This is a genomic window from Agrobacterium sp. rho-8.1 (genome assembly GCF_033957725.1).
Taxonomy (GTDB): Bacteria; Pseudomonadota; Alphaproteobacteria; order Rhizobiales; family Rhizobiaceae; genus Agrobacterium.
Window position 1 is genome coordinate 386,617 of the sequence record NZ_CP192788.1, and the last position, 19,628, is coordinate 406,244.

Sequence of the window (19,628 nt, forward strand, 5' to 3'; positions counted from 1 at the left end):
TGCGGAACAGAATGAATCTGTTAAATCAATTCCCTCAGGTTTTAAAAAATTTCGCGGCTCTCGGCCAGACGCGGCTTTTGATGCTGGGTGGTGTGGGCGTATTGTCCATGGCAATCATTCTCGCTGCTGCGCTTTATGTGAACAAACCTGCCTACGAAACGCTCTATGTCGGCCTCGAAACGATGGATCTGAACAAGATCAGCATCGCGCTTGCAGAAGCGAATGTCGATTTTCAGATCGGGTCTGACGGTACGAGTCTTCAGGTTCCAGTGGGCATGACAAGCAAGGCGCGTCTACTGCTTGCCGAGCGCGGTTTGCCCGACAGCGCCAATGCCGGTTACGAACTGTTCGACAATGTCGGTTCTCTCGGCCTCACCTCCTTCATGCAGGAAGTCACCCGTGTTCGCGCCCTTGAGGGTGAAATTGGACGCTCCATCCAGCAAATCGATGGGATTGCCGCTGCCCGCGTTCATATCGTCATGCCCGATGTCGGAAATTTCCGTCGTGGCGAGCAAAAGCCGACCGCATCTGTCATGATCCGCGCAAGCGCATCTGCTGGCCGCAAGGCCGCATCGTCCATTCGTCATCTCGTCGCTTCGGCTGTTCCCGGCCTTGAGGTTGACGATGTGACGCTTCTCGATTCCACTGGCCAGCTTCTGGCCTCCGGCGACGATGTCGGCAACGGCGCGTTGAACCGCTCGCTGACACTTTCCCAGAATGTCCAGCAGGAGCTCGAAACCAAGATCGACAAGGCGCTCGCGCCCTTTCTTGGCATGGACAATTTTCGCTCCACCGTTACGGCCGAGCTGAACACCGACACTCAGCAGATCCAGGAAACGGTTTTCGATCCTGAATCGCGCGTAGAACGGTCCGTGCGCACCACCAAGGAAGACCAGAAGTCTCAGGAAACAACACCTGACTCGGCTGCAACCGTTGAGCAGAACGTACCGCAAGCAGCCCCTCAGGGCGGTGGTGGCGGCCCTAAATCTTCAGATGAGACTGCGAAAAAAGAAGAGCAGACAAACTACGAAATCAATTCGAAGACGACAGCCACGGTTCGCAATGGCTACACCGTCGACAAGATTTCCATCGCCGTTGTCGTCAACAAAGGTCGTCTGGCAAAGATGATCGGCGAGAATGCCGATCAGGCTAAGATCGACGCCTATCTTGCCGAAATGCAGAAAATCGTTGCATCAGCTGCGGGTATTTCGACTGATCGGGGCGATATCGTAACCATCACTGCCATGGACTTCCTCGAGACACAGTTGCTCGATCAGGCGGTTGCTGGTCCAGGCTTTACGGAAGTCTTGAGCCGCAATTCGGCAGGTATTATCAACTCACTGGCCTTCGTTCTGGTCGCCTTCCTCGTGGTCTGGCTCGGCGTACGCCCTATCGTACGCTCCATGTCGGGTGGCAACGCATCGTCTCCTGCAGAAATCGGCCAGGAAGCCGCGGGTCTCGAACTCCCAGACTTCTCGCCTGCCATGGGCGGAGCAAGCGCCGGCGGAGGTCTCATGGACGGCTTCGGCGCGGACTTCGGCTTCGACAGCACCGACGATCTCCTGTCCGGCGACGATGGCGGTGGCGATTTCACTCGCCGTGTTCGCGAAGGACCCGAGCGCCGCCTGTCTCGCATGGTGGAAATCAGCGAGGAACGTGCGGCCAAGATACTGCGCAAATGGGCAATCGAAAAAGCAGCGTGATTCAAACGGCCGGTTTTCTACCGGTCGTTTTTCGTTTTACCCTTGCATCCAATCGAAGCGCGTGTTCTTTTTTGGGACAGAATTTATCATTTGTTCATCAAGCCGATAATTTACCTTGGAATAATGAAATCAACCCTGTGCGACATTGAGAACATCAATATGCTCCCTTTGTCGTGACAAAGAGACGAAATAAGTGGAATGCCTTGGACTGGTTATGGCGTTTGCCGTAGCGTCTCCTAAAATGCAATGATTCGGTCGTCAGCGACGCAGTTCCTTATTTTGGTTGCGTTTCTGAATGGAAATGATTTCCGTCCCGGTTAAGAAATCTCCGTTTCTGGAGAATAAGAGGGCCTAGGCTATTGAAGGTGGATGTTGATGTTCGCAGGCTCTCTGCAACGCCGTTCGACAGATCGGTGAAAGCGTTGCCGCGCGACCAGCTCATGCGAAATATTTCCATCGCGGCTGGGGACAGCAACGTTACAGCTGCCGTAGAGATGATCGCGTCCTATGCCGGTGCCTCGCACTACCTGTTGGCACGCGAAGATCTTTTGCAGGAAGCGGGCCTCAATTTCATCCTAACATCGGACTGGCCGTTCGATTTGGTTCGCAAGCTGGGCGCAGAGCTGACCAACAATCAGAACCGTGTCAGCGAGATGGAAAAATGCCTGGCGCTGCTCAAGCCTCGCATGTTGTTTTTGCCGGACGATGCGGTGATCCCGGAAGGGGTGGATCGCAAGTATTGCTCGGTCACCTTCTGCGTCGGCCGTATCCGCTTTTCGCTGCTGATGCTGTTTGCCGAAGACAGCGCTCCGGTGGACGACCGGCTACAGGAGGCGGCCATGCTGGCGGGTTATTTCGCAAGCTCCGGGATCGTTGCCGAATCCCGTATGGAGCGCGATATCGATCTCACCGAGCGTGAACTCGAATGCCTTTTCTGGATTGCCGAGGGTAAGACCAGCGATGAAATGGCGACCATTTTGGGCATATCGCGCAACACGATCAACAACTACATCACCAGCGTCATGCGCAAGACGGCAACAAAGACCCGCTCCGAGGCCATTGCCTATGCGGTTCGCAACAATCTCGTTTGAAGGCGACCGGAATGGGGTATTACAAGGAAGCTGAGAGTGCCAACCCAGGGCAGGGTTTTCCTGCAAGGACAGGCACCTCCACCAGTCGTTCCGATCTTTTTCCAAAGCTCGTCGCCATTCAGCGTCTGCTGGGCGCCAAGAACTTTGTTGTTTTAAGAGCTGTTGCATCAGGCTTTCCCAATAAGCGCAAGCTGTCCTGCGAACTGGAAAACTGGGGTATGAGCGCCGGTGAACAAAGCGCAAAACTAGTCCGCGTCATGGGCGAAGCCCTGCTCGACCATCTGGAGCGCTCGCTGATCCCCGTTACCTGGAAGAGTGAAAACGGTGCTGGGTTTTCCGATATTCCGGATGTCGCAGCCCTCATGCTGAGGCTTGGCAATGACGAATTGTCCTATCCCGGGCTGGCGCTTCCGGTTCGCCTCGGCAGCATTGGCAACGGCTATGTGATTTTTTGTGGCGGTGGACTGCTGCTCGATAACGAGCTGGTTCTTGAGCAGCATATAAAATGCACTGAAGTCATGGTCGATCTGCTTGCGCTTGATGAGCGTCGCGTGACGCCTGCCGAGTCCTTAAGCGAGCGCGAAGTCGCCTGCTTGCAACTGGCCGGCGATGGCCGCATCAGCGAAGAAATTGCGGTCAAGCTCGGACTGTCGGTTCACACCGTCAACGCCTATCTGGGTTCGGCCACCATCAAGCTGGATTCCGTCAATCGCATTCAGGCGATCGCAAAAGCCATTCGCATGGGTTACATCCACTGAAATGATCGGTACCCGATGCTGGCGTGAAAACCACGGTGGTCTTCAGGCCAGCCATACCGTGCTTTATCGGACCTCGAACGGTGCGGTACGCGCTGGAAGAGCTTGCACATCGAAGTGATCAGGCTCGTCTCCGGCCTTTGCTTTCTCCCACATTTTTTCATATGCGCTCTCAAGGTGACGGCAGAAACGCTCGGCATCGAAGAGGGGCATGGTGAAACGGTTGGCATCGATGCGTGCGCGGATATCATTCAGCGGCGCGGGATCCAGAGCGTAGGCGACGGCCTGATCGACATAAGCGGCCTCGCTTTCCGCGATCAATTCGGGAGCGCCAATGGCGTGAAGCAGACTTTCGCTCACACGTGATGCGAAGTTTGTGCCCTGCGTTGTGAGAACCGGCAAGCCAGACCAGAGTTGCTCCGAGGTTGTCGTGTGCCCGTTAACCGGAAAAGTGTCGAGACCAAGGTCAGCGACAGTGATACGGTTGAGGTGGAGCTCGAACTCCAGTTTTTCCATGAAGAACACCCGCTTTGCGGATATTCCCGTCGCCATGAGCTTGGTGAGAATATTGGTTTTGCTGTCCTGACTGTTGTGCAAAATCCAGATGACGCTTTTCGGTGCGCGTTTAAGGATGTCTGCCCATAGCTCCATCGCGCGCGGTGTGATCTTGCGGTTGGCGTTGAAGGACGCGAAAACGAATGCGTCTTCCGGAAGCCCGACCTGCGCCCTGGTGATCGTCTTGGCCAAAGGACGGTTGACCGGGTCGTTTGGCTGATAGGTCTCCGGCAACCGCGCGAATTTTTCGTAGTAGTGTGGTTTGGAGCTGTCGCGAAGCACGTAGTGGTCGCCAATGACGTAATCGAGGTCGACGTTAACGGTCGAGCCCGGAAAGCCGATCCAGGCGACCTGGATCGGTGCTGCCCCCATGTTGAGAATGGATGTCCGGTTGCCGGCCGTGTGGCCTTTCAGGTCAACAAGAATATCGATGCCCCGCGCCTTGATCTCGGCGAGCGCTTCATCGTTGGTCATGTCTCTGATGGTGACGACGTGTCCCCACAAGGCGCGATCGGCCTGGTTCGTCTGAAGAAGGTCGGGTTCCGAGTGGCAAAACAAGGTGACTTCGAAACGGTCCCGATCGTGCAGCTCCAGGACACGGCGGATGAGCTTCATGGTCGCATGTTTGTCGAAAAAGTCGGAGGAGAGGTAGCCGACTCTGATCTTTTGTGCCCACTCGTGAGGCATCTTGCGGCGTTTGCTGCTCATCTCTGGCGAAAAAACCGGGGTGTTGCTGCGGGCCATCTGGTTGATGTGCTCGTCGCCGCTCCAATGCAGATTGAAGAACGTACCATCCAGCTCGATGAAAGCCGTTTCTCCGGAGGCAATCGCGCTTTCGATGATCGGCAGGTGCTTTTCCACGGCGTCGAACTTGCTGTGTTCGCGGCAAAACGTCAGATACATCAAACGCACGGCCTGTTGGCGTGGCAATTTCGCAAGAAGGATTCGCGCTGTCTCAATGTCTTTCGGATCGAACAGATCCCAAGTCGTAATCGCTATGCGAGCACCCAGCTTCACGTGCTCAAGCGTCTCGCTCTTCATCAGGACATTTTTCAGCGCCCGCGCAATTCTGGGCTCGCCCCGTTCCAGCAGGATTGTGCCGACGATGTAGCATATCTCAGGATACTTGTGGAATTTATGGATGAGCTTGTTGGCGAGCGAAAGCGCCTTGTCTTTTTGTCCGCAGTCGTAATGGAGCTTGATGCTCTCGACGAGATAACTTTCAGCATCCAAACCGCCCTGCTGGTATGCGAGCTCGTAAGAGGTGGCTGCCTGTTCCGGCATGTTGATCCGCAAACATGTCTTCGCTAGGAGCGCGTACGTTCGCGCATCGCGATTGGTATCGATCAGCTTGTTCAGCGTCGTCAAGGCTTGTGTGTATTGACCGGTCTTGAAGTGCTTCGACGCGGCTGAGTAGCTGATTTCGTTTAGCATTGGGTCCCGTTCTATCCTCTTGCCGTCCCTTGCCCAGACAGTCGCCATGACGCGCGCAGGTATCGTAGACTTTGAATATCCACATAACCCTATCCTGCGAACCTTGCTTGAAACAGGTCTTGCGTTCGTGACCGGTGTCCCAGTTTGGTTAATGCTGGCTGTCGGGTCTTTGCGCGATATTAACCAACAAAACCAACAGACTGGCCGCTACCTTCAAAATTAAGGACTTGGAAATCGTTGCCGCGCATTTTGATCCCTGCGTGACGGGTTTGGTTGTCCATAAGAAAATCGGAACCGAGTGGCATGATGCCGAACCGTTCGCGCCGGTACTTGTAATCCGGCATGTCCCTCATCTTGTACCGCGTTCTAAAGGGGCACTATTATGTCTAGCATTAACTACAACTCCAGCGCCAATTCCGCACTTCAGACACTGCGCACGATCAACAGCAATCTTGGCAAGACGCAGGAACGCGTTTCGACCGGGATGAAGATCGGCAGTGCGTCCGATGGTGCTGCCTACTGGTCCATCGCAACCACGATGAAGTCCGACAACAAGGCACTCGGTGCAGCAACTGACGCACTGGGCGTTGGTGCGGCCAAGGTCGACACCGCTTATGCCGCTATGGATAGCGCAATCGACGTTGTCAACGAAATCAAGGCAAAGCTAACAACTGCCAGCGAATCGTCTGTCGACAAGGAGCAGGTTCAGCTCGAAATCACCAAGCTTCAGGAGCAGCTGTCCTCTATCGGTCAGGCCGCTTCGTTCAACGGTGAAAACTGGGCCGTCAAGGCAAGCGGTTCGTCCACGACTGTTGTCGATGGCTTCATCCGCAACACTGACGGTACCGTCAAGGTCACGACAGCGACCTTCGATGCAGGTTCCTACGCGATGTTCTCCGCCATCTCGACGGCTGGCGTCGGTACAGGCGGTGTTCTTGCTGCGGTCATGACAATCGCTTTGACATCCGTATCCACACAGGGTCAGGTCGACGCGTTCCTTTCGACCGTCGAAACAGCACTCGGAAAAATGACGAAGGGCGCCGCAGCTCTCGGTGCACTGTCCACGCGTATCGATCTTCAGGATCAGTATTCCAGCAAGCTCAGCGATGCGATGGATGCCGGTGTTAGCCGTCTGGTTGATGCAGACATGGAAGAGGAATCGGCCAGACTGTCCGCTCTGCAAACACAGCAGCAGCTGGCGATCCAGTCCTTGTCGATTGCCAACTCTTCTTCGCAGAACATCCTCACGCTGTTCCGTTAATAGAACTAGCAGACTTGAAAATTGGCCGGACCGAAAGGTTCGGCCTTTTTGCGTTCTTAGTTCATTAAAATAGTATTAACAAATTATTTTCAAAATTAACTCATTTTTTACTGAATATTTGGAAGTCCTTAACCTTAATAATGTTAGATCGGGTTACCAAAACGACGGCCGAAAATTTACTATACTGTTCGGCAGGCATGACGCTGATCGTCGTTTACCGGTAAAGCCGGAATGTCCCTTCAATTATTCTTGCCAAAGGGGCAAATAATACTATGACCAGTATCCTGACTAACCCATCTGCAATGTCTGCACTTCAGACTCTGCGCACTATCAATATGAATCTTGCAACAACGCAGGACCGCGTTTCGTCTGGTGAAAAGGTCGGCAAAGCTGCCGATAACGTCGCTTACTGGTCGATTTCCACGACAATGAATTCCGACAACAAGGCACTCGGCGCAGCAACGGACGCTCTGGGCGTCGGCGCAGCCAAGGTCGACACCGCTTATGCTGCTATGGACAGCGCGATCGACGTTGTTAACGAAATCAAGGCAAAGCTGACGACTGCCAGCGAAACATCCGTCGACAAGGACCAGGTTCAGCTTGAAATTACCAAGCTGCAGGAACAGTTGACAGCAATCGGTCAGGCCGCTTCTTTCAACGGCGAAAACTGGGCTGTACAGGGCAGCGGATCGACAACGACTGTGGTCGATGGCTTCATTCGTGACTCTGCAGGCGCCGTCAAGGTAACGACAGCGACGTTCGATGCTGGCACATACGCCATGTTCTCTGCCATTTCCAGCGGCGTTGGTACCGGTGGTGTTCTCGGTTCTCTGATGTCCGTCAAGCTGGAAAGCAACTCGACGCAGGGCGAAATTGATGCGTTCCTGACAACTGTTCAGGGCGCACTCGACAAACTCACCGATGGTGCAGCTGCTCTCGGTGCTCTGTCTTCGCGTATCGACATGCAGGACGACTACTCTGCCAAGCTGAGCGACGCGATCGAAGCCGGCGTAAGCCGTCTGGTTGACGCCGACATGGAAGAAGAATCTGCGCGCCTTTCGGCCTTGCAGACCCAGCAGCAGCTCGCAGTTCAGTCGCTGTCGATTGCCAACTCTTCTTCGCAGAACATCATGTCTCTCTTCAGAGGCTAATCTCTTCCCATTTGAAGCGAAAAAGCCGCGCATTGCGCGGCTTTTTTTTAATAAAAATTAACGTCTAGATATTCAAAATTATCTTTATTTAACAGTATGTTATTCTTTGTTAACGGTAGCGACTGGCTTTAAGGCTTCGTTCATGAAGGTAAAAGATTTCCTTCGTTTAAAGTTTTGTTAACCATAAAGTTGTTTTCTGTGGTCATCGAAACAGCGCACCGGCCACTTCAAGGTCGGGAAGCATGAAGCTGCCTGCTGCGTTTCCCGGCTGGACCGGAATGTCCCTTCTAAAAGATTTGCCAAAGGGGCGACCTGAAGATGACGAGTATTTTGACAAACACCTCTGCAATGTCTGCCCTTCAGACGCTGCGCCACATCAACGTAGATCTCTCCGACACCCAGGACCGCGTTTCCTCCGGTTACCGCGTTGGTCAGGCGAAAGACAACGTTGCCTATTGGTCCATCTCCACCACCATGAACTCCGACAATAAGGCGCTGAACGCTGCGTCGGACGCTCTGGGTGTGGGTGCTGCCAAGGTTGACACTGCCTATGCGGCAATGGAAAGCGCGATCAGCGCTGTTGACGAAATCAAAGCAAAGCTCGTCACCGCCAGCGAGCAGTCCACTGACAAGAGCCAGATCCAGCTTGAAATCGGCAAACTTCAGGAGCAGCTTTCCGCAATCGCACAGGGCGCTTCGTTCTCCGGTGAAAACTGGATGGTTTACGGCTCTGCGACTGAGGCCAGCGTTGTTGATGGCTTTATTCGTACGGCAAGCGGCGGCGTCAGCGTTACGACAGCGAAATTCAATATCGGTTCTTACGCCATGTTCCAATCGATCAACGGCGGCGTTGGCTCGGGCGGTATTCTCGGCAGCATTATGAGCGTTGCTCTAACCAGCGTATCCACGCAAGGCGAGATCGACACTTTCATGAACATCGTTGAAAACGCGATGAGTGGCCTGACGGACTCAGCTGCCGCTATCGGTGCGCTCCAGACCCGTATCGACTTGCAGGACAACTACTCCGCTAAACTGTCGGATGCGATGGAAGCTGGCGTAAGCCGGCTTGTAGATGCAGACATGGAAGAGGAATCCGCCAAGCTTTCCGCGCTCCAGACGCAACAGCAGCTGGCCATCCAGTCACTCTCGATTGCGAACTCTTCGGCCCAGAATATTATGACGCTGTTCCAGCGTTAAGTATCAGATATCACATAAAAAAGCCGCACGATCCGAAAGGATGGTGCGGTTTTTTTTTATCGCGACACCGAAGGAGACTGATACTGGTGCCAGTCACACAAGCTTCGGCATAGCTTGGCTTGATATAAGGCCTGCTCCAGGATTGCAATTTCCAACCGCTGACGATCTAGCAGCTTCGAGATTGGCTCCCACGCCTCTTCATGATGAGAGTGCGATCTTCGCCAGATTGATTGGCATGTTTCTGACACTCATTGCCGATGTAGGTACCGATGACCAAAATTCTCTCCTCTGGCTACGTGCAAAGCGCGCTCCAAACCCTGTTGTTCAGCGATGATACGCTGACGAAGACACAAGCGAGGGTGACCTCGGGTTTGAAAATTGCTTCGGCAGCCGACGACTCTGGATATTGGTCCACGGCAACCAATCTGCGCTCTGACGGCAATGTTCTGACCAGTGTTGGAGATGCGCTTAACCTTGGTGCGTCCAAGGCGGACACGGCCTATGAGGCCGTGACCGCGATTATCGATGTTGTCGATCAGATCATGACGCAACTGACCACGGCGTACGAGCCTGGTGCAGACCGAAGCAAAATCAACGGTGCCATCGACGCGCTCAAGAACAATCTGCAATCGGTCTCGCAGGCGGCAAGCTTTTCAGGCGATAATTGGCTCTATAACACCAGCGAGCAGCTTCAGCCTGAAAAGCGTGTCCCGTTTTCGTTCCAGAAGGATACATCCGGCTCCATCACGTTGCAGTATCTGACCGTCAATACGGCGCAAACGACGCTTGTCGACGGCAGCGATGCGAGCCGTGGGCTGCTGACCGCAGGCGTTGACGCAAGTAAACGTAACCCTGATACAAGTTCCACGGAGCGCAATTACTACCTGCTGGACGTTGGGTCCCCGACGGGCCAAACGGGGAGTGAAATCGGCGTTTCGAAAAGTACGACCAACGACGAACTCGATGATATGGTCTATGTGGTCGGGCAGTTATCGACCAAGTTGAACCAGTTGGCTGGCTCGATCGGCACCATGTCCAGCAGAATTGATCAGCAGACGACCTTTGTTGGCGCATTGAAAGATTCCATGGGCAAAAGTGTCAGCCGGCTGGTGGATGCCAACATGGAAGAAGAGTCCACACGATTGAAAGCGCAGGAGACGCAGCGCGATCTGGCGGTTCAAGTGGTGTCGCTTGCCAACAACCATCGCAAAAGCCTAGCCAACCTGTTTGCGTGATCTGCGGCAGGGTTCATCCTCGCACAAGTTTGACCCTCTAGTTTGAGACACTGAATTGCTGCCTCGTCTTTGCGCACTCCTGGGGAGTGCGTAAAGCCATTTTGTCGGCTGTAGCTGAATGCCTTGCGGATTATTTCATGACGTTCTCATCTGAAGAAAAGACAAGCGCGATGTTGGGTGGAGAGCATCTATGAGCGGAGCGCTTGCCAAATATCTCAAGGACTTCAGCCAGTTCGTGCCGCCTGAGACGCCGAGCCACTTCTACGTCGACACGCCTGTTTCCGCTTTTGAAAATGACGTTTTCGCAGAGCCGGAAATCATCGTTGATCTGGACGAAGAGAAACGCAAAGCGTTTGCCGAAGGCGAAGTAGCCGCGACCCAACAGGCAAAAGACACGCACGAAAAAGAGCTTGAAGCGCTACGTACGTCGCATGCCCAGGAAATCGAGGCAATGCGGACGCGTTATGAAGAAGAAATTGCCACACATCTTGCGATGTCGGTCATTTCCATGAAGCAGACGATTGCCGCGGATGTGGAGCAGGTCTGTTTTCGCCTGTTCGGGATGTTGATGGAACGCGACTTCGCTGAAAAGGCGGCCACAGATGTCGCGACCCAGATCATCAAAGAGATTGAGGGCGGTCATGCCGGGACGATCAAGATCACAGGTCCTGATCTTATCGTGTCGCGTGTTCGGGAAGCCTTGGGTGATGTCGACAACCAGGTCGACTACGATGTGTCGACCGATATCGACGTGAAGGTTCAGATGGAAAACTCGGTGCTGATGACAAGACTATCCGAGTTTTTCCAGAGCGTAAGGGGTTTGGCGGATGAGTGAAGGCGAAAATCACCATCACGGCAAAAACGAGATCATTATCGTCAAGCGCCACAAGGGCGGCCACGATGGGGCTCATGGTGGCGCGTGGAAAATCGCTTATGCGGACTTCATGACGGCCATGATGGCGTTCTTTCTCGTGATGTGGCTGGTCAACGCGTCGAATGAGGAAACAAAGGCTTCCGTTGCCAGCTATTTCAACCCGATCAAGCTCACCGATGAGAAGCCTGCCGACAAGGGTATGAAGCAGCCTGCCAAAACGGCCAAGGGCGAGCAGACCCAGCAGACCTCCGACACCAAATCTGAAAAGCCGGAAGATGCCGCAGCCGCTGCGAGCGGTGAGGATATGACGTCATCATCAGGCGACAAGACCGCCTATTCCGAAGCGGCGTTCTTCGAGAACCCTTATGCGGTTCTGGCGGAGATTGCCCAGGAAGTTGGCCAACAGGCCAATGTCAGTGCCAAGGGCGAGGGCGGTGCAAGCAACTCCGGCCCATCGACCGGTGCTTCTGGTGGAGAAGCCTACCGCGATCCGTTCGATCCGGATTTTTGGAGCAAGCAGGTGGATGTGCCCGCGCAGCCGGCAAGTGTTGCGGTGCAGGATACGGCTCTGCCAAAGAAAGACCAGAAGACGGCCGACGCCAAGGCTGCGGTCGCCAAGCAGGACTTGACCGATGTCATCAGCGACAGCGAACCTGCGACGCCTGTTCAGAACGTGGCCCCCAGTGCACAGAAGAACCCGAAGACCGAGATCGCATCCGTCGAAAAAAATCAGATGCCTGATGAAGCAGCAGATGTTACGGAAGCGGAGAAAAAAACCGCTGACAAATTGCGCGACGAAATCTCTCAGCAGGTTGCTGGTGTTGCGGGTAAGCTGGCAGAAGGTATCGTGGTCACCCCTGCCGAGGGCGGCACTTTGATTACCATTTCGGAAAAAGCCAACACGTCCATGTTCGACGTCGGTTCCGCTGTGCCCCAGAAAACGCTTGTGCTGGCGATGGAAAAAATCGGCGCGGTTCTGAGCAAGCAACCCGGTGCCGTCGTCATTCGCGGTCATACTGATGCGCGTCCCTATAGCGTCGGCGGCAAAGATAATTGGACCCTTTCCATGGATCGCGCCCATTCGGCATTTTACATGCTGTCGCGCGGCGGTCTGGACCAAACACGGATCAAGCAGCTTTCCGGCTTTGCCGATCGTCGCCTGCAAAACGTCGATGATCCTATGAACGGCGCGAACCGCCGTATCGAAATCTTGCTTGAGGATGGTTGAGGCAGCGGATGATGAAAGCGACCCGCATAGCTGTCTTGTCCCTGTGCATTCCCTGGTTGGCTAGCGCCAGCCACGGATACGCACAAAGCAATCTGCCGCCTTCCAAAATATTGCGCTCGCTTCAGTTCGTGCAGGACTCCGTGGTCATGGGCGATCATTCCGCGCGGGATATGCAAAAATACCTTCTCGAAACCATTGATACCGCTTTGCGGACCGCCGACCCGTCGATTTTCGAAGATTCCGAAAATGCAGACGCTGCGCTTGCCTACATCATGAGTGGCGGTAATCCGCAAACCCTCGATTACCTCGTTGCCCGTGACGTTCAGGGCCATTTCGACACGCGGGTGATCAATGTTTTGCAGAAATATTTCAACGGAAGAGGTAGCCAAGCCGAAAAGGTCATATCCGATATCTTGCCGGAGTATCGCAACGGCGTACTTGGCCCTTATCTCATGCTGATTGCAGGCAACATCACGGTAACGAGAGATCCCACGGCGGCCCTGGTCTACTTCGATGATGCACGTTTGACGGCACCTGGCACGATCATCGAAGAGGCTGCTTTGCGCCGCTCGATCATCGCCATGATCCAGGCTAAGCAGCCCGAAAAGACGTTCGCCTATGTCAGGAAATATGCGGTCAGATTTCTACATTCTCCTTATGCTTCTCAATTCGCCGATCTCTTCGTAACCTTCGTAGTCGATAGCAATGGCGCAGTTTCCAAAGAGAATATCGGTGAAATTGCACAGCTGATGGATGATGAGAGGGCAGAGGAAATCTATCTGCGGATCGCGCGGCAGGCTTCGTTGCGCGGGCAGGTGGAGCTGGCGCGTTTTGCAACGGAGCAGGCCAACATTCTGCTGCCGGAAACCGGTGACGGCGCACGCGCCCCGTTGTCGAAACTGTATTCTGGATTGGCGAGCGTATCGAGCGATGCCGTTCATAGTGCCAGCGAGGCGCTTTCGAGCATACCCAGCGACGAACTGTCCCCGCGCGATCTTGCACTGCGCGACGCGGCCCAGGCCGTTGCCGAGCAAATCGTACGGGCACCCATAGCCACCCCGGTATCGCAAGATGGTGGCGTTGCTGCGGCACCGCAAAACGGTGGCGACCCGGTAAAGCAGGAACAGACCCAACAGGCGGCTGCGAGCGCGCCTGTGCAGGAATTCGTCGACAAGGGCCGGACTCGCTTAAGCGAGATCGACACTTTGTTGAAGCAGGAGGAGAAATAGGATGAACGTGTTAACGACGATTGCGTCCGCAAATTCCGACGCCACGGCCCAGGCAAGCCGACAGGGCAGGGACACCTCAAAGGGCAAAGGCTCCGGTTTTTCCGAAACGCTCGGTTCTTTCGACAAGGCTGCTCCGTCCAGGCAGAGCCCGCGCGGGGATGCGAACGCCGCCAAGGATGATGCGCAGCCGCAAGCGGTGGCAGAGGATACCGCGGTGGACGCGGCACCGCTCACCACGCCACAGCCGAGCACGAGCAAGCCAATCGTCCCGCCTCCAGTTTTCCCAGTCGTCGTGAAAGCTGTCGCCACCACCACACCTGAAAATACGGTTCTGCCGCTGGTCAACGCCGATTTGACGACGGAAGCGCCAATTGTAGAGCAATTGCCAGTCGCAACCGTACCCAGGCAAGATATCAGCAACGATAACGCACTCGCACCGGTAATGACCGACCTCGCAAAACTGGTGACGGCCCTTACCAAAACTGTGTCCGCACCTGCGACGTCCAAGACCGAAGGCGCCAGCAAAGGCGATGCCACCGACGAAATTATTGACGCAGACGCTGCCCCGGTTGGCGCCGTAAACGAGAATGTTGATCTTTTGGCGCTGCTGGCATCGACTGCAATGCCGACCCAGCCCGATCAGCCGCAAGGACAAAACGTTGCTCCGGCGCAGAACGCGAACCAGACGTTGGGTGCGGTATCCGGCAACATCGGCACGGCTCCACTGGTTGATGGCGGTCCAACGACGACCTCTGTGGTAAGACTGCAAAAGCAGGATACTCCGGGCATCGATTTCCATTTTGAAACGGACGAAGACGGCTCGACGCAAGTGGACGTGGCAAAGGCGGCTGGTGACGCTGCCGATGTGGTGCAGGTGGTTGAAAGCAGACGGTTTGTTGGACTTGCGCCGGCAACGAATGCTGCGGCCATAACCAGCGCCATGTCATCCGACCCCGATTGGGCGAGCAGCATGGCTGGCCAGACAAACAGCGGGCCAATGATCGCGAGTACGGGGCAGGTTGTTCATGTGCTGAAGATCCAGATGGCACCTGTTGACTTGGGTCATGTCACCGCGGCTTTGAAACTCGTTGGTGATGACCTGAGCGTTCAGCTGACGGCACATACGCTCAAGGGCTATAGTGAACTTCAGAAAGACAGCTCAAGCATCCTCGATGCTCTCAAGTCTCAAGGGTTCAGTGTCGAGCAGGTGACGGTTAGCCTGGCAAGTGGCGCAGACCGACAGGACAATGGCACCAACAACCGACAGCCTTCCGATGGCGGCCAGCAGAGCGCGCAGCACAACCAGCGTGGCCAGGAAGAAAAGCCTCAACAACAACAATCATATAGGCAAGCAAGTGGCGACGCCCGCCAGGAGGCCATCGTCCATGAAAGCACTTCAACGGCTGAAACTTCTGTTCGCGCTTCCAGCGCTCGCCCTGACCTCGTTTACCTGTGAGGCTTCACAGACCGCAACGCGGGTTGACTGCGAACGCCAAATCCAGGCAGCGGCCGGACAGTACGGCATACCGGAAGGTATTCTCTATTCGGTTGGGCTGACGGAGACGGGTCGAAAGGGCTCTTTGAGCCCCTACGCAATCAACATAGAAGGGAAAGCTTTTTTCCCGAGCAGCTTTCCAGAAGCCTATCAACTCGTGGAAAATGCAAAACGCAGCGGTGCCAAGCTGATCGATATCGGCTGCATGCAGATCAACGTTTACTTCCATGGCGCTGAATTCAAGTCGCTGGCGGAGATGTTTGACCCCGCCAAGAACGTGTCTTACGCCGCTCAATTTCTCAGCCGTCTTCATGCCAAACATGAAACCTGGACGATGGCGGTAGCCAGGTACCATGCAGGACCCAACAACGATCCTGCTCAACAGCGGTATGTTTGCCGGGTCATCAGTAATCTGGTCGCCACCGGCTACGGACAATGGACCGTCAACGCGAGAAATTTCTGCGCAACCTGACCAATCTATGGTTGTCCCTCAAGGCCTTTGTGAGGCTACAAAAAAATAAGGCGAGATTCAGTCAAAAATGGCAACGCAAGTCTTAACTGACTTGACGGGCACTTTTCCACCAAAAAAATATCCTTAAAATTTTAACGGCATACTATATGTAGATCAAATCGGAACAATTTTGTTAATCAATTATTAATAAATACCTGTGGTTTTTTGTAGTTGTGAGAGATTCCCACGATTCGTACACCCGGACTGTAGATTGGCTACACTGATTCGGAGGCGGACGAATGATCGTGGTAGTTGATGAGCGGAAGCTTGTTAAGGACGGGTATACAGCCCTATTTGGGCGAGAGGGAATTCCCTCGACTGGATTCGATCCAGTAGAATTTGGCGAATGGGTAACAACGGCGGCGGACTCTGATATTGCGGCGATCGAGGCATTCCTGATTGGTCAGTCGGACACAACTCACGAGTTGCCACGCACAATCCGGGATCGCTCTCAGGCGCCTGTGATTGCGGTCAGCGATCATCATTCTTTGGATGCGACGTTGGCACTCTTTGACTGTGGCGTGGACGATGTCGTTCGCAAGCCAGTCCACCCGAGAGAAATTCTCGCACGTGCGGCGGCAATTCGCCGTCGGCTTTCGGTGCTGACGAATTTCACCGACGCGGGTCCAATCCGGGTGTTTTCGGATGGTCGCGATCCCGAGGTCAATGGTGAAGTCTTTGCCTTGCCGCGCCGCGAGCGCCGTATTCTCGAATACTTAATCGCAAATCGCAGCCGTCGTGTTTCGAAATCACAGATTTTCAATGCAATTTACGGCATCTTTGACGAAGAAGTCGAAGAAAACGTTGTCGAAAGCCACATCAGCAAGCTTCGCAAGAAGCTGCGCAAGAAACTCGGTTTTGATCCGATCGATTCAAAGCGGTTTTTGGGCTATTGCATCGACTGGAGCTAAACATCCGCCCCGGACCGCATCTGGTCCTGGTCACGTGCCTCCGAATTTTCATGTTCTGCGCCGTCGGCTCCCAAGGCCCTCGGCGTTTTTCATTTCTGGAACCAGTTGCGGCGGCTTTCTGATTCCGCACCGAAAACGTGGTGAAATACGATTGGTTCCATCAACGGTTCCTTTTTTTCTTTTTTCCTAACCAGAGTGAAAACAGACAGCCTCACGCAAGGCCCGCATCCTAACTTTGGTACAGACAGGAACAGAGGATTCGGAATGAGCCTTTTTGGAACGATGAAGACGGCCGTATCAGGCATGGGCGCTCAGGCAAACAAGCTGGGAACGGTCGGCGACAACATCGCCAATGCCAGCACGACTGGCTATAAAAGTGCATCGACCGCCTTTTCCTCACTCGTCTTGTCATCGAGCGGCGGCAGCTACAACTCCGGCGGCGTCATGACAAACGTCAACTATTCGATTTCGCAGCAGGGCGCTTTGCAGTCCACGCAGTCTTCGACCGATTTGGCCATCGACGGTGATGGCTTCTTCGTCGTTCAGGATACGGCCGGCAACGTCTTCCTGACACGCTCCGGTTCGTTCACGCCCAATGACGAAGGCTTCCTGGTCAACGACGCTGGCTTTACGCTTCTTGGCTACCAGTACACAGGCACAACGCCAACGACAGTCATCAACAGCTACGATGGTCTGGTCCCGGTCAATGTCTCTGCCAACGGCATGACGGCAACTCCTTCCACGACAGGATCCCTGACCGGTAACCTCAGCGACTCTGCGCCCGTTGCCGCCAATCTTCCTGGTGATAACAGTGCTTCTGTCGTCGTCGACCAGATCAGCGTCCTGAAGACCTCTGTGACCGGCTACGATCCACTCGGCAACGAAATCAAATATGACTTCTACTTCGCAAAGACGGATCAGGGCGAGTGGGAAGTTTCGGTTTATGACGCAGCAAATGCGACGCCGCCTGGTGGCTTCCCGTACTCCGAAGGCGCTATCAGCCAAATGACGTTGAGCTATGACGATCTCGGCAAGATGCTGAACGATCCCAAGACGATCCTGATCGACGACACCAACAACAATACCAGCATCACGGTCGACCTGTCCGGTATGACGCAGCTTGGTGCTGACAAGTCGACGATCGCCAAGGGCGGCGTCAACGGTAACCCGGCTGAAGAGGTGCAATCCATCTCTATCACGGCTGACGGCACCGTCTACGCAACCTACGCAAAATCCGCTGCGCGTGCGCTCTTCCAGATCCCTTTGGCAGATGTCGCAAGCCCGGACAATCTCAGTGTTCTCTCGGGCAACGTCTTCCAGACAAGCGCAGACTCCGGCGTCGTGACGCTCGGTTTCGCAGGTCAGACCGGGTTCGGCAAGATTTCCTCGAAACAGCTCGAGTCTTCCAACGTCGATATCGCGACGGAATTGACCGAAATGATCCAGGCACAGCGCAGCTACACTGCAAATTCCAAGGTCTTCCAGACAGGTTCCGATCTGATGGACGTTCTCATCAATCTGGTACGATAGTTTTTAGAGGACGGGTGAATGTCGCTTGCTTCGGCACTTAATACGACCAAGTCAACTCTGAGCAATACAGCGCTCCAGAGTGGTGTCGTTTCGACCAACATTTCGAATGCCAGCTCTGCGGACTACAATCGCCGCACAGCGATCACGACCACGAACATGTCCACCGGCGCAATCGTAGTCAAGATTGAGCGCACCGAAGATACCGCGCTCCTCAAGCAGACGCTGGCAGCGACGTCCGATGACGCTGGAAAGCAAGCATTCCTTGATGGTATGAATTCGCTCAGCGTCGTTCTCGGCGGTGAAGAATATACCGCGGCGCCTGCAACCTACCTTGCTGCCTTGCAGAAGGCTTTGCAGACTGCCGCAGCATCACCAAGCGATGTAACACTGGCCTCCGCCGCCGTCAGCGCCTCAAGCGATGTCGCAAGCGCGCTGAATACCTCGACGCAGGCTGTTCAGCAGCTGCGCACCGATGCCGACAGTGAAATTTCAACGACAGTCGCAAAGCTCAACCAGCTCCTGTCCGATTTCGAACAGGCAAACAGTGCGGTACGCTCGGCAACAGCCGCTGGCACTGATCCGAACAATGCTCTCGATCAGCGTGAAGGACTTCTCAAGCAGATCTCCGGGATCGTCGGTATCTCGACATCTGTTCGGTCCGACAACGATATGGCCATCTACACGAGCGATGGTACGACGCTGTTTGAAACAAGACCGAGACAGGTTTCGTTCAATTCTCTCGCCGCCTATGATGCCAACACGACCGGTGGAAGCATCTACATCGATGGCGTTGCTATCAAGACCGGTGCAGGCAGCAACACAAATTCGAAGGGCAGCCTCCCCGCACTGTTGCAGCTTCGCGACGAGGTTTACCCAACATACCAGACCCAGCTCGACGAGATCGCGCGTTCGGTGATGAAGACGTTTGCCGAAACCGATGCCGGCGGCAATTCCGTTACTGGCCTGTTTACGACACGCGATGGTTCTGTCGTTGATTTCGATGCGGACCCGCCAACAGCCATTCCAGGTCTGGCAGGCTTGGTCACGGTATCACCTGACGCAACGGCAACGCCTGTGAAACTTCGCGATGGCTCCATTGCGGGCGAGACACCAAACACCGAAAATTCCAGCGGCTATTCCGACCTGCTCTACAAATACGCCGCTGGTCTCAACGCCCAGATGGATTTCGATCCCGCTGCCGGCATCTCGACCAATGTCAGCCTCCTGAGCTTTGCAACCGATTCCGCAGGCTTCGTGGAAGAGTATCGCTCCAACGCCACATCGGCCGCGGAAAGCACCTCTGCCATGCTGAACAAGTCGAAAGAAGCCTACTCCAATTCGACCGGCGTCAATCTGGACGAAGAACTCATCCAGATGCTGGACATTGAGCAGTCCTACAAGGCTGCCGCGAAACTCATGTCGACCATAGACGATCTATTGAAGACACTGATGGAGGCCGCGAACTGAT

The 19,628-nt window shown here is 54.7% G+C and carries 17 protein-coding genes; 15 read left to right on the forward strand and 2 right to left on the reverse strand.

Annotation, left to right across the window (positions count from 1 at the left end; genetic code table 11):
* Window positions 1-11: 11 nt before the first annotated feature.
* The 3 genes from fliF (at window position 12) to visR (ending at window position 3,552) form a co-directional block, all read left to right on the forward strand.
* The gene (gene fliF / locus RMR21_RS01905) at window positions 12-1,703 is read left to right on the forward strand and encodes a flagellar basal-body MS-ring/collar protein FliF (protein ID WP_498669036.1); all 1,692 of its coding nucleotides are present in this window, start codon (window positions 12-14) and stop codon (window positions 1,701-1,703) included.
* A 359-nt stretch (window positions 1,704-2,062) separates the two neighbouring features.
* Window positions 2,063-2,794, forward strand: coding sequence for a transcriptional regulator VisN (gene visN, locus RMR21_RS01910; protein WP_498669037.1), 732 nt, complete (start codon window positions 2,063-2,065; stop codon window positions 2,792-2,794).
* A gap of 11 nt (window positions 2,795-2,805) precedes the next feature.
* A complete protein-coding gene (gene visR, locus RMR21_RS01915; protein ID WP_498669038.1) occupies window positions 2,806-3,552 on the forward strand; it encodes a transcriptional regulator VisR in 747 nt (248 codons plus the stop codon).
* Window positions 3,553-3,615: 63 nt separating this feature from the next.
* Here the strand turns inward: visR and RMR21_RS01920 are convergent, their stop codons facing one another.
* Both RMR21_RS01920 and RMR21_RS01925 read right to left on the reverse strand, forming a co-directional pair.
* Window positions 3,616-5,538, reverse strand: coding sequence for an O-linked N-acetylglucosamine transferase, SPINDLY family protein (locus RMR21_RS01920; protein ID WP_498669039.1), 1,923 nt, complete (start codon window positions 5,536-5,538; stop codon window positions 3,616-3,618).
* A 179-nt stretch (window positions 5,539-5,717) separates the two neighbouring features.
* Window positions 5,718-5,882: a hypothetical protein gene (locus RMR21_RS01925; RefSeq protein ID WP_498669040.1), complete on the reverse strand. Its 165-nt coding sequence runs from the start codon at window positions 5,880-5,882 to the stop codon at window positions 5,718-5,720.
* Window positions 5,883-5,920: 38 nt separating this feature from the next.
* Here RMR21_RS01925 and RMR21_RS01930 point away from each other — a divergent pair, with 38 nt between their 5' ends.
* The 12 genes from RMR21_RS01930 (at window position 5,921) to flgK (ending at window position 19,627) form a co-directional block, all read left to right on the forward strand.
* Window positions 5,921-6,799: a flagellin N-terminal helical domain-containing protein gene (locus RMR21_RS01930; protein WP_498669041.1), complete on the forward strand. Its 879-nt coding sequence runs from the start codon at window positions 5,921-5,923 to the stop codon at window positions 6,797-6,799.
* Window positions 6,800-7,071: 272 nt separating this feature from the next.
* The gene (locus tag RMR21_RS01935) at window positions 7,072-7,950 is read left to right on the forward strand and encodes a flagellin N-terminal helical domain-containing protein (RefSeq protein ID WP_498669043.1); all 879 of its coding nucleotides are present in this window, start codon (window positions 7,072-7,074) and stop codon (window positions 7,948-7,950) included.
* A 318-nt stretch (window positions 7,951-8,268) separates the two neighbouring features.
* Window positions 8,269-9,147, forward strand: a complete 879-nt coding sequence (locus tag RMR21_RS01940; protein WP_498669044.1) for a flagellin N-terminal helical domain-containing protein — start codon at window positions 8,269-8,271, stop codon at window positions 9,145-9,147.
* Window positions 9,148-9,416: 269 nt separating this feature from the next.
* Window positions 9,417-10,382, forward strand: coding sequence for a flagellin N-terminal helical domain-containing protein (locus RMR21_RS01945; RefSeq protein WP_498669045.1), 966 nt, complete (start codon window positions 9,417-9,419; stop codon window positions 10,380-10,382).
* Window positions 10,383-10,572: 190 nt separating this feature from the next.
* Entirely contained in the window at window positions 10,573-11,217 is a 645-nt protein-coding gene (locus RMR21_RS01950; protein ID WP_498669046.1) for a hypothetical protein, read from the forward strand.
* Window positions 11,210-12,484: a MotB family protein gene (locus RMR21_RS01955; protein ID WP_498669047.1), complete on the forward strand. Its 1,275-nt coding sequence runs from the start codon at window positions 11,210-11,212 to the stop codon at window positions 12,482-12,484. The genes RMR21_RS01950 and RMR21_RS01955 overlap by 8 nt, the downstream gene beginning before the upstream one ends.
* Window positions 12,485-12,492: 8 nt before the next feature.
* A complete protein-coding gene (locus RMR21_RS01960; protein WP_498669048.1) occupies window positions 12,493-13,713 on the forward strand; it encodes a chemotaxis protein in 1,221 nt (406 codons plus the stop codon).
* 1 nt (window position 13,714) lies between these two features.
* Window positions 13,715-15,169: a flagellar hook-length control protein FliK gene (gene fliK / locus RMR21_RS01965; RefSeq protein ID WP_498669049.1), complete on the forward strand. Its 1,455-nt coding sequence runs from the start codon at window positions 13,715-13,717 to the stop codon at window positions 15,167-15,169.
* Window positions 15,099-15,680, forward strand: a complete 582-nt coding sequence (locus RMR21_RS01970; RefSeq protein WP_498669050.1) for a transglycosylase SLT domain-containing protein — start codon at window positions 15,099-15,101, stop codon at window positions 15,678-15,680. The genes fliK and RMR21_RS01970 overlap by 71 nt, the downstream gene beginning before the upstream one ends.
* 278 nt (window positions 15,681-15,958) lie before the next feature.
* Window positions 15,959-16,630, forward strand: a complete 672-nt coding sequence (rem, locus tag RMR21_RS01975; protein WP_498669051.1) for a transcriptional activator Rem — start codon at window positions 15,959-15,961, stop codon at window positions 16,628-16,630.
* A gap of 264 nt (window positions 16,631-16,894) precedes the next feature.
* A complete protein-coding gene (locus RMR21_RS01980) occupies window positions 16,895-18,160 on the forward strand; it encodes a flagellar hook protein FlgE (protein WP_498669052.1) in 1,266 nt (421 codons plus the stop codon).
* A gap of 18 nt (window positions 18,161-18,178) precedes the next feature.
* Window positions 18,179-19,627, forward strand: coding sequence for a flagellar hook-associated protein FlgK (flgK, locus tag RMR21_RS01985; protein WP_498669053.1), 1,449 nt, complete (start codon window positions 18,179-18,181; stop codon window positions 19,625-19,627).
* Window position 19,628: the final 1 nt, after the last annotated feature.

Excerpts from the sequence above, each read along its gene's own strand:
- fliF (WP_498669036.1), top strand. The coding sequence starts at position 12 with ATGAATCTGTTAAATCAATTCCCTCAGGTTTTAAAAAATTTCGCGGCT.
- visR (WP_498669038.1), top strand. The coding sequence starts at position 2,806 with ATGGGGTATTACAAGGAAGCTGAGAGTGCCAACCCAGGGCAGGGTTTT.
- RMR21_RS01920 (WP_498669039.1), bottom strand. The coding sequence starts at position 5,538 with ATGCTAAACGAAATCAGCTACTCAGCCGCGTCGAAGCACTTCAAGACC.
- RMR21_RS01925 (WP_498669040.1), bottom strand. The coding sequence starts at position 5,882 with ATGCCGGATTACAAGTACCGGCGCGAACGGTTCGGCATCATGCCACTC.
- RMR21_RS01930 (WP_498669041.1), top strand. The coding sequence starts at position 5,921 with ATGTCTAGCATTAACTACAACTCCAGCGCCAATTCCGCACTTCAGACA.
- RMR21_RS01935 (WP_498669043.1), top strand. The coding sequence starts at position 7,072 with ATGACCAGTATCCTGACTAACCCATCTGCAATGTCTGCACTTCAGACT.
- RMR21_RS01940 (WP_498669044.1), top strand. The coding sequence starts at position 8,269 with ATGACGAGTATTTTGACAAACACCTCTGCAATGTCTGCCCTTCAGACG.
- RMR21_RS01945 (WP_498669045.1), top strand. The coding sequence starts at position 9,417 with ATGACCAAAATTCTCTCCTCTGGCTACGTGCAAAGCGCGCTCCAAACC.
- RMR21_RS01950 (WP_498669046.1), top strand. The coding sequence starts at position 10,573 with ATGAGCGGAGCGCTTGCCAAATATCTCAAGGACTTCAGCCAGTTCGTG.
- RMR21_RS01955 (WP_498669047.1), top strand. The coding sequence starts at position 11,210 with ATGAGTGAAGGCGAAAATCACCATCACGGCAAAAACGAGATCATTATC.
- RMR21_RS01960 (WP_498669048.1), top strand. The coding sequence starts at position 12,493 with ATGATGAAAGCGACCCGCATAGCTGTCTTGTCCCTGTGCATTCCCTGG.
- fliK (WP_498669049.1), top strand. The coding sequence starts at position 13,715 with ATGAACGTGTTAACGACGATTGCGTCCGCAAATTCCGACGCCACGGCC.
- RMR21_RS01970 (WP_498669050.1), top strand. The coding sequence starts at position 15,099 with ATGAAAGCACTTCAACGGCTGAAACTTCTGTTCGCGCTTCCAGCGCTC.
- rem (WP_498669051.1), top strand. The coding sequence starts at position 15,959 with ATGATCGTGGTAGTTGATGAGCGGAAGCTTGTTAAGGACGGGTATACA.
- RMR21_RS01980 (WP_498669052.1), top strand. The coding sequence starts at position 16,895 with ATGAGCCTTTTTGGAACGATGAAGACGGCCGTATCAGGCATGGGCGCT.
- flgK (WP_498669053.1), top strand. The coding sequence starts at position 18,179 with ATGTCGCTTGCTTCGGCACTTAATACGACCAAGTCAACTCTGAGCAAT.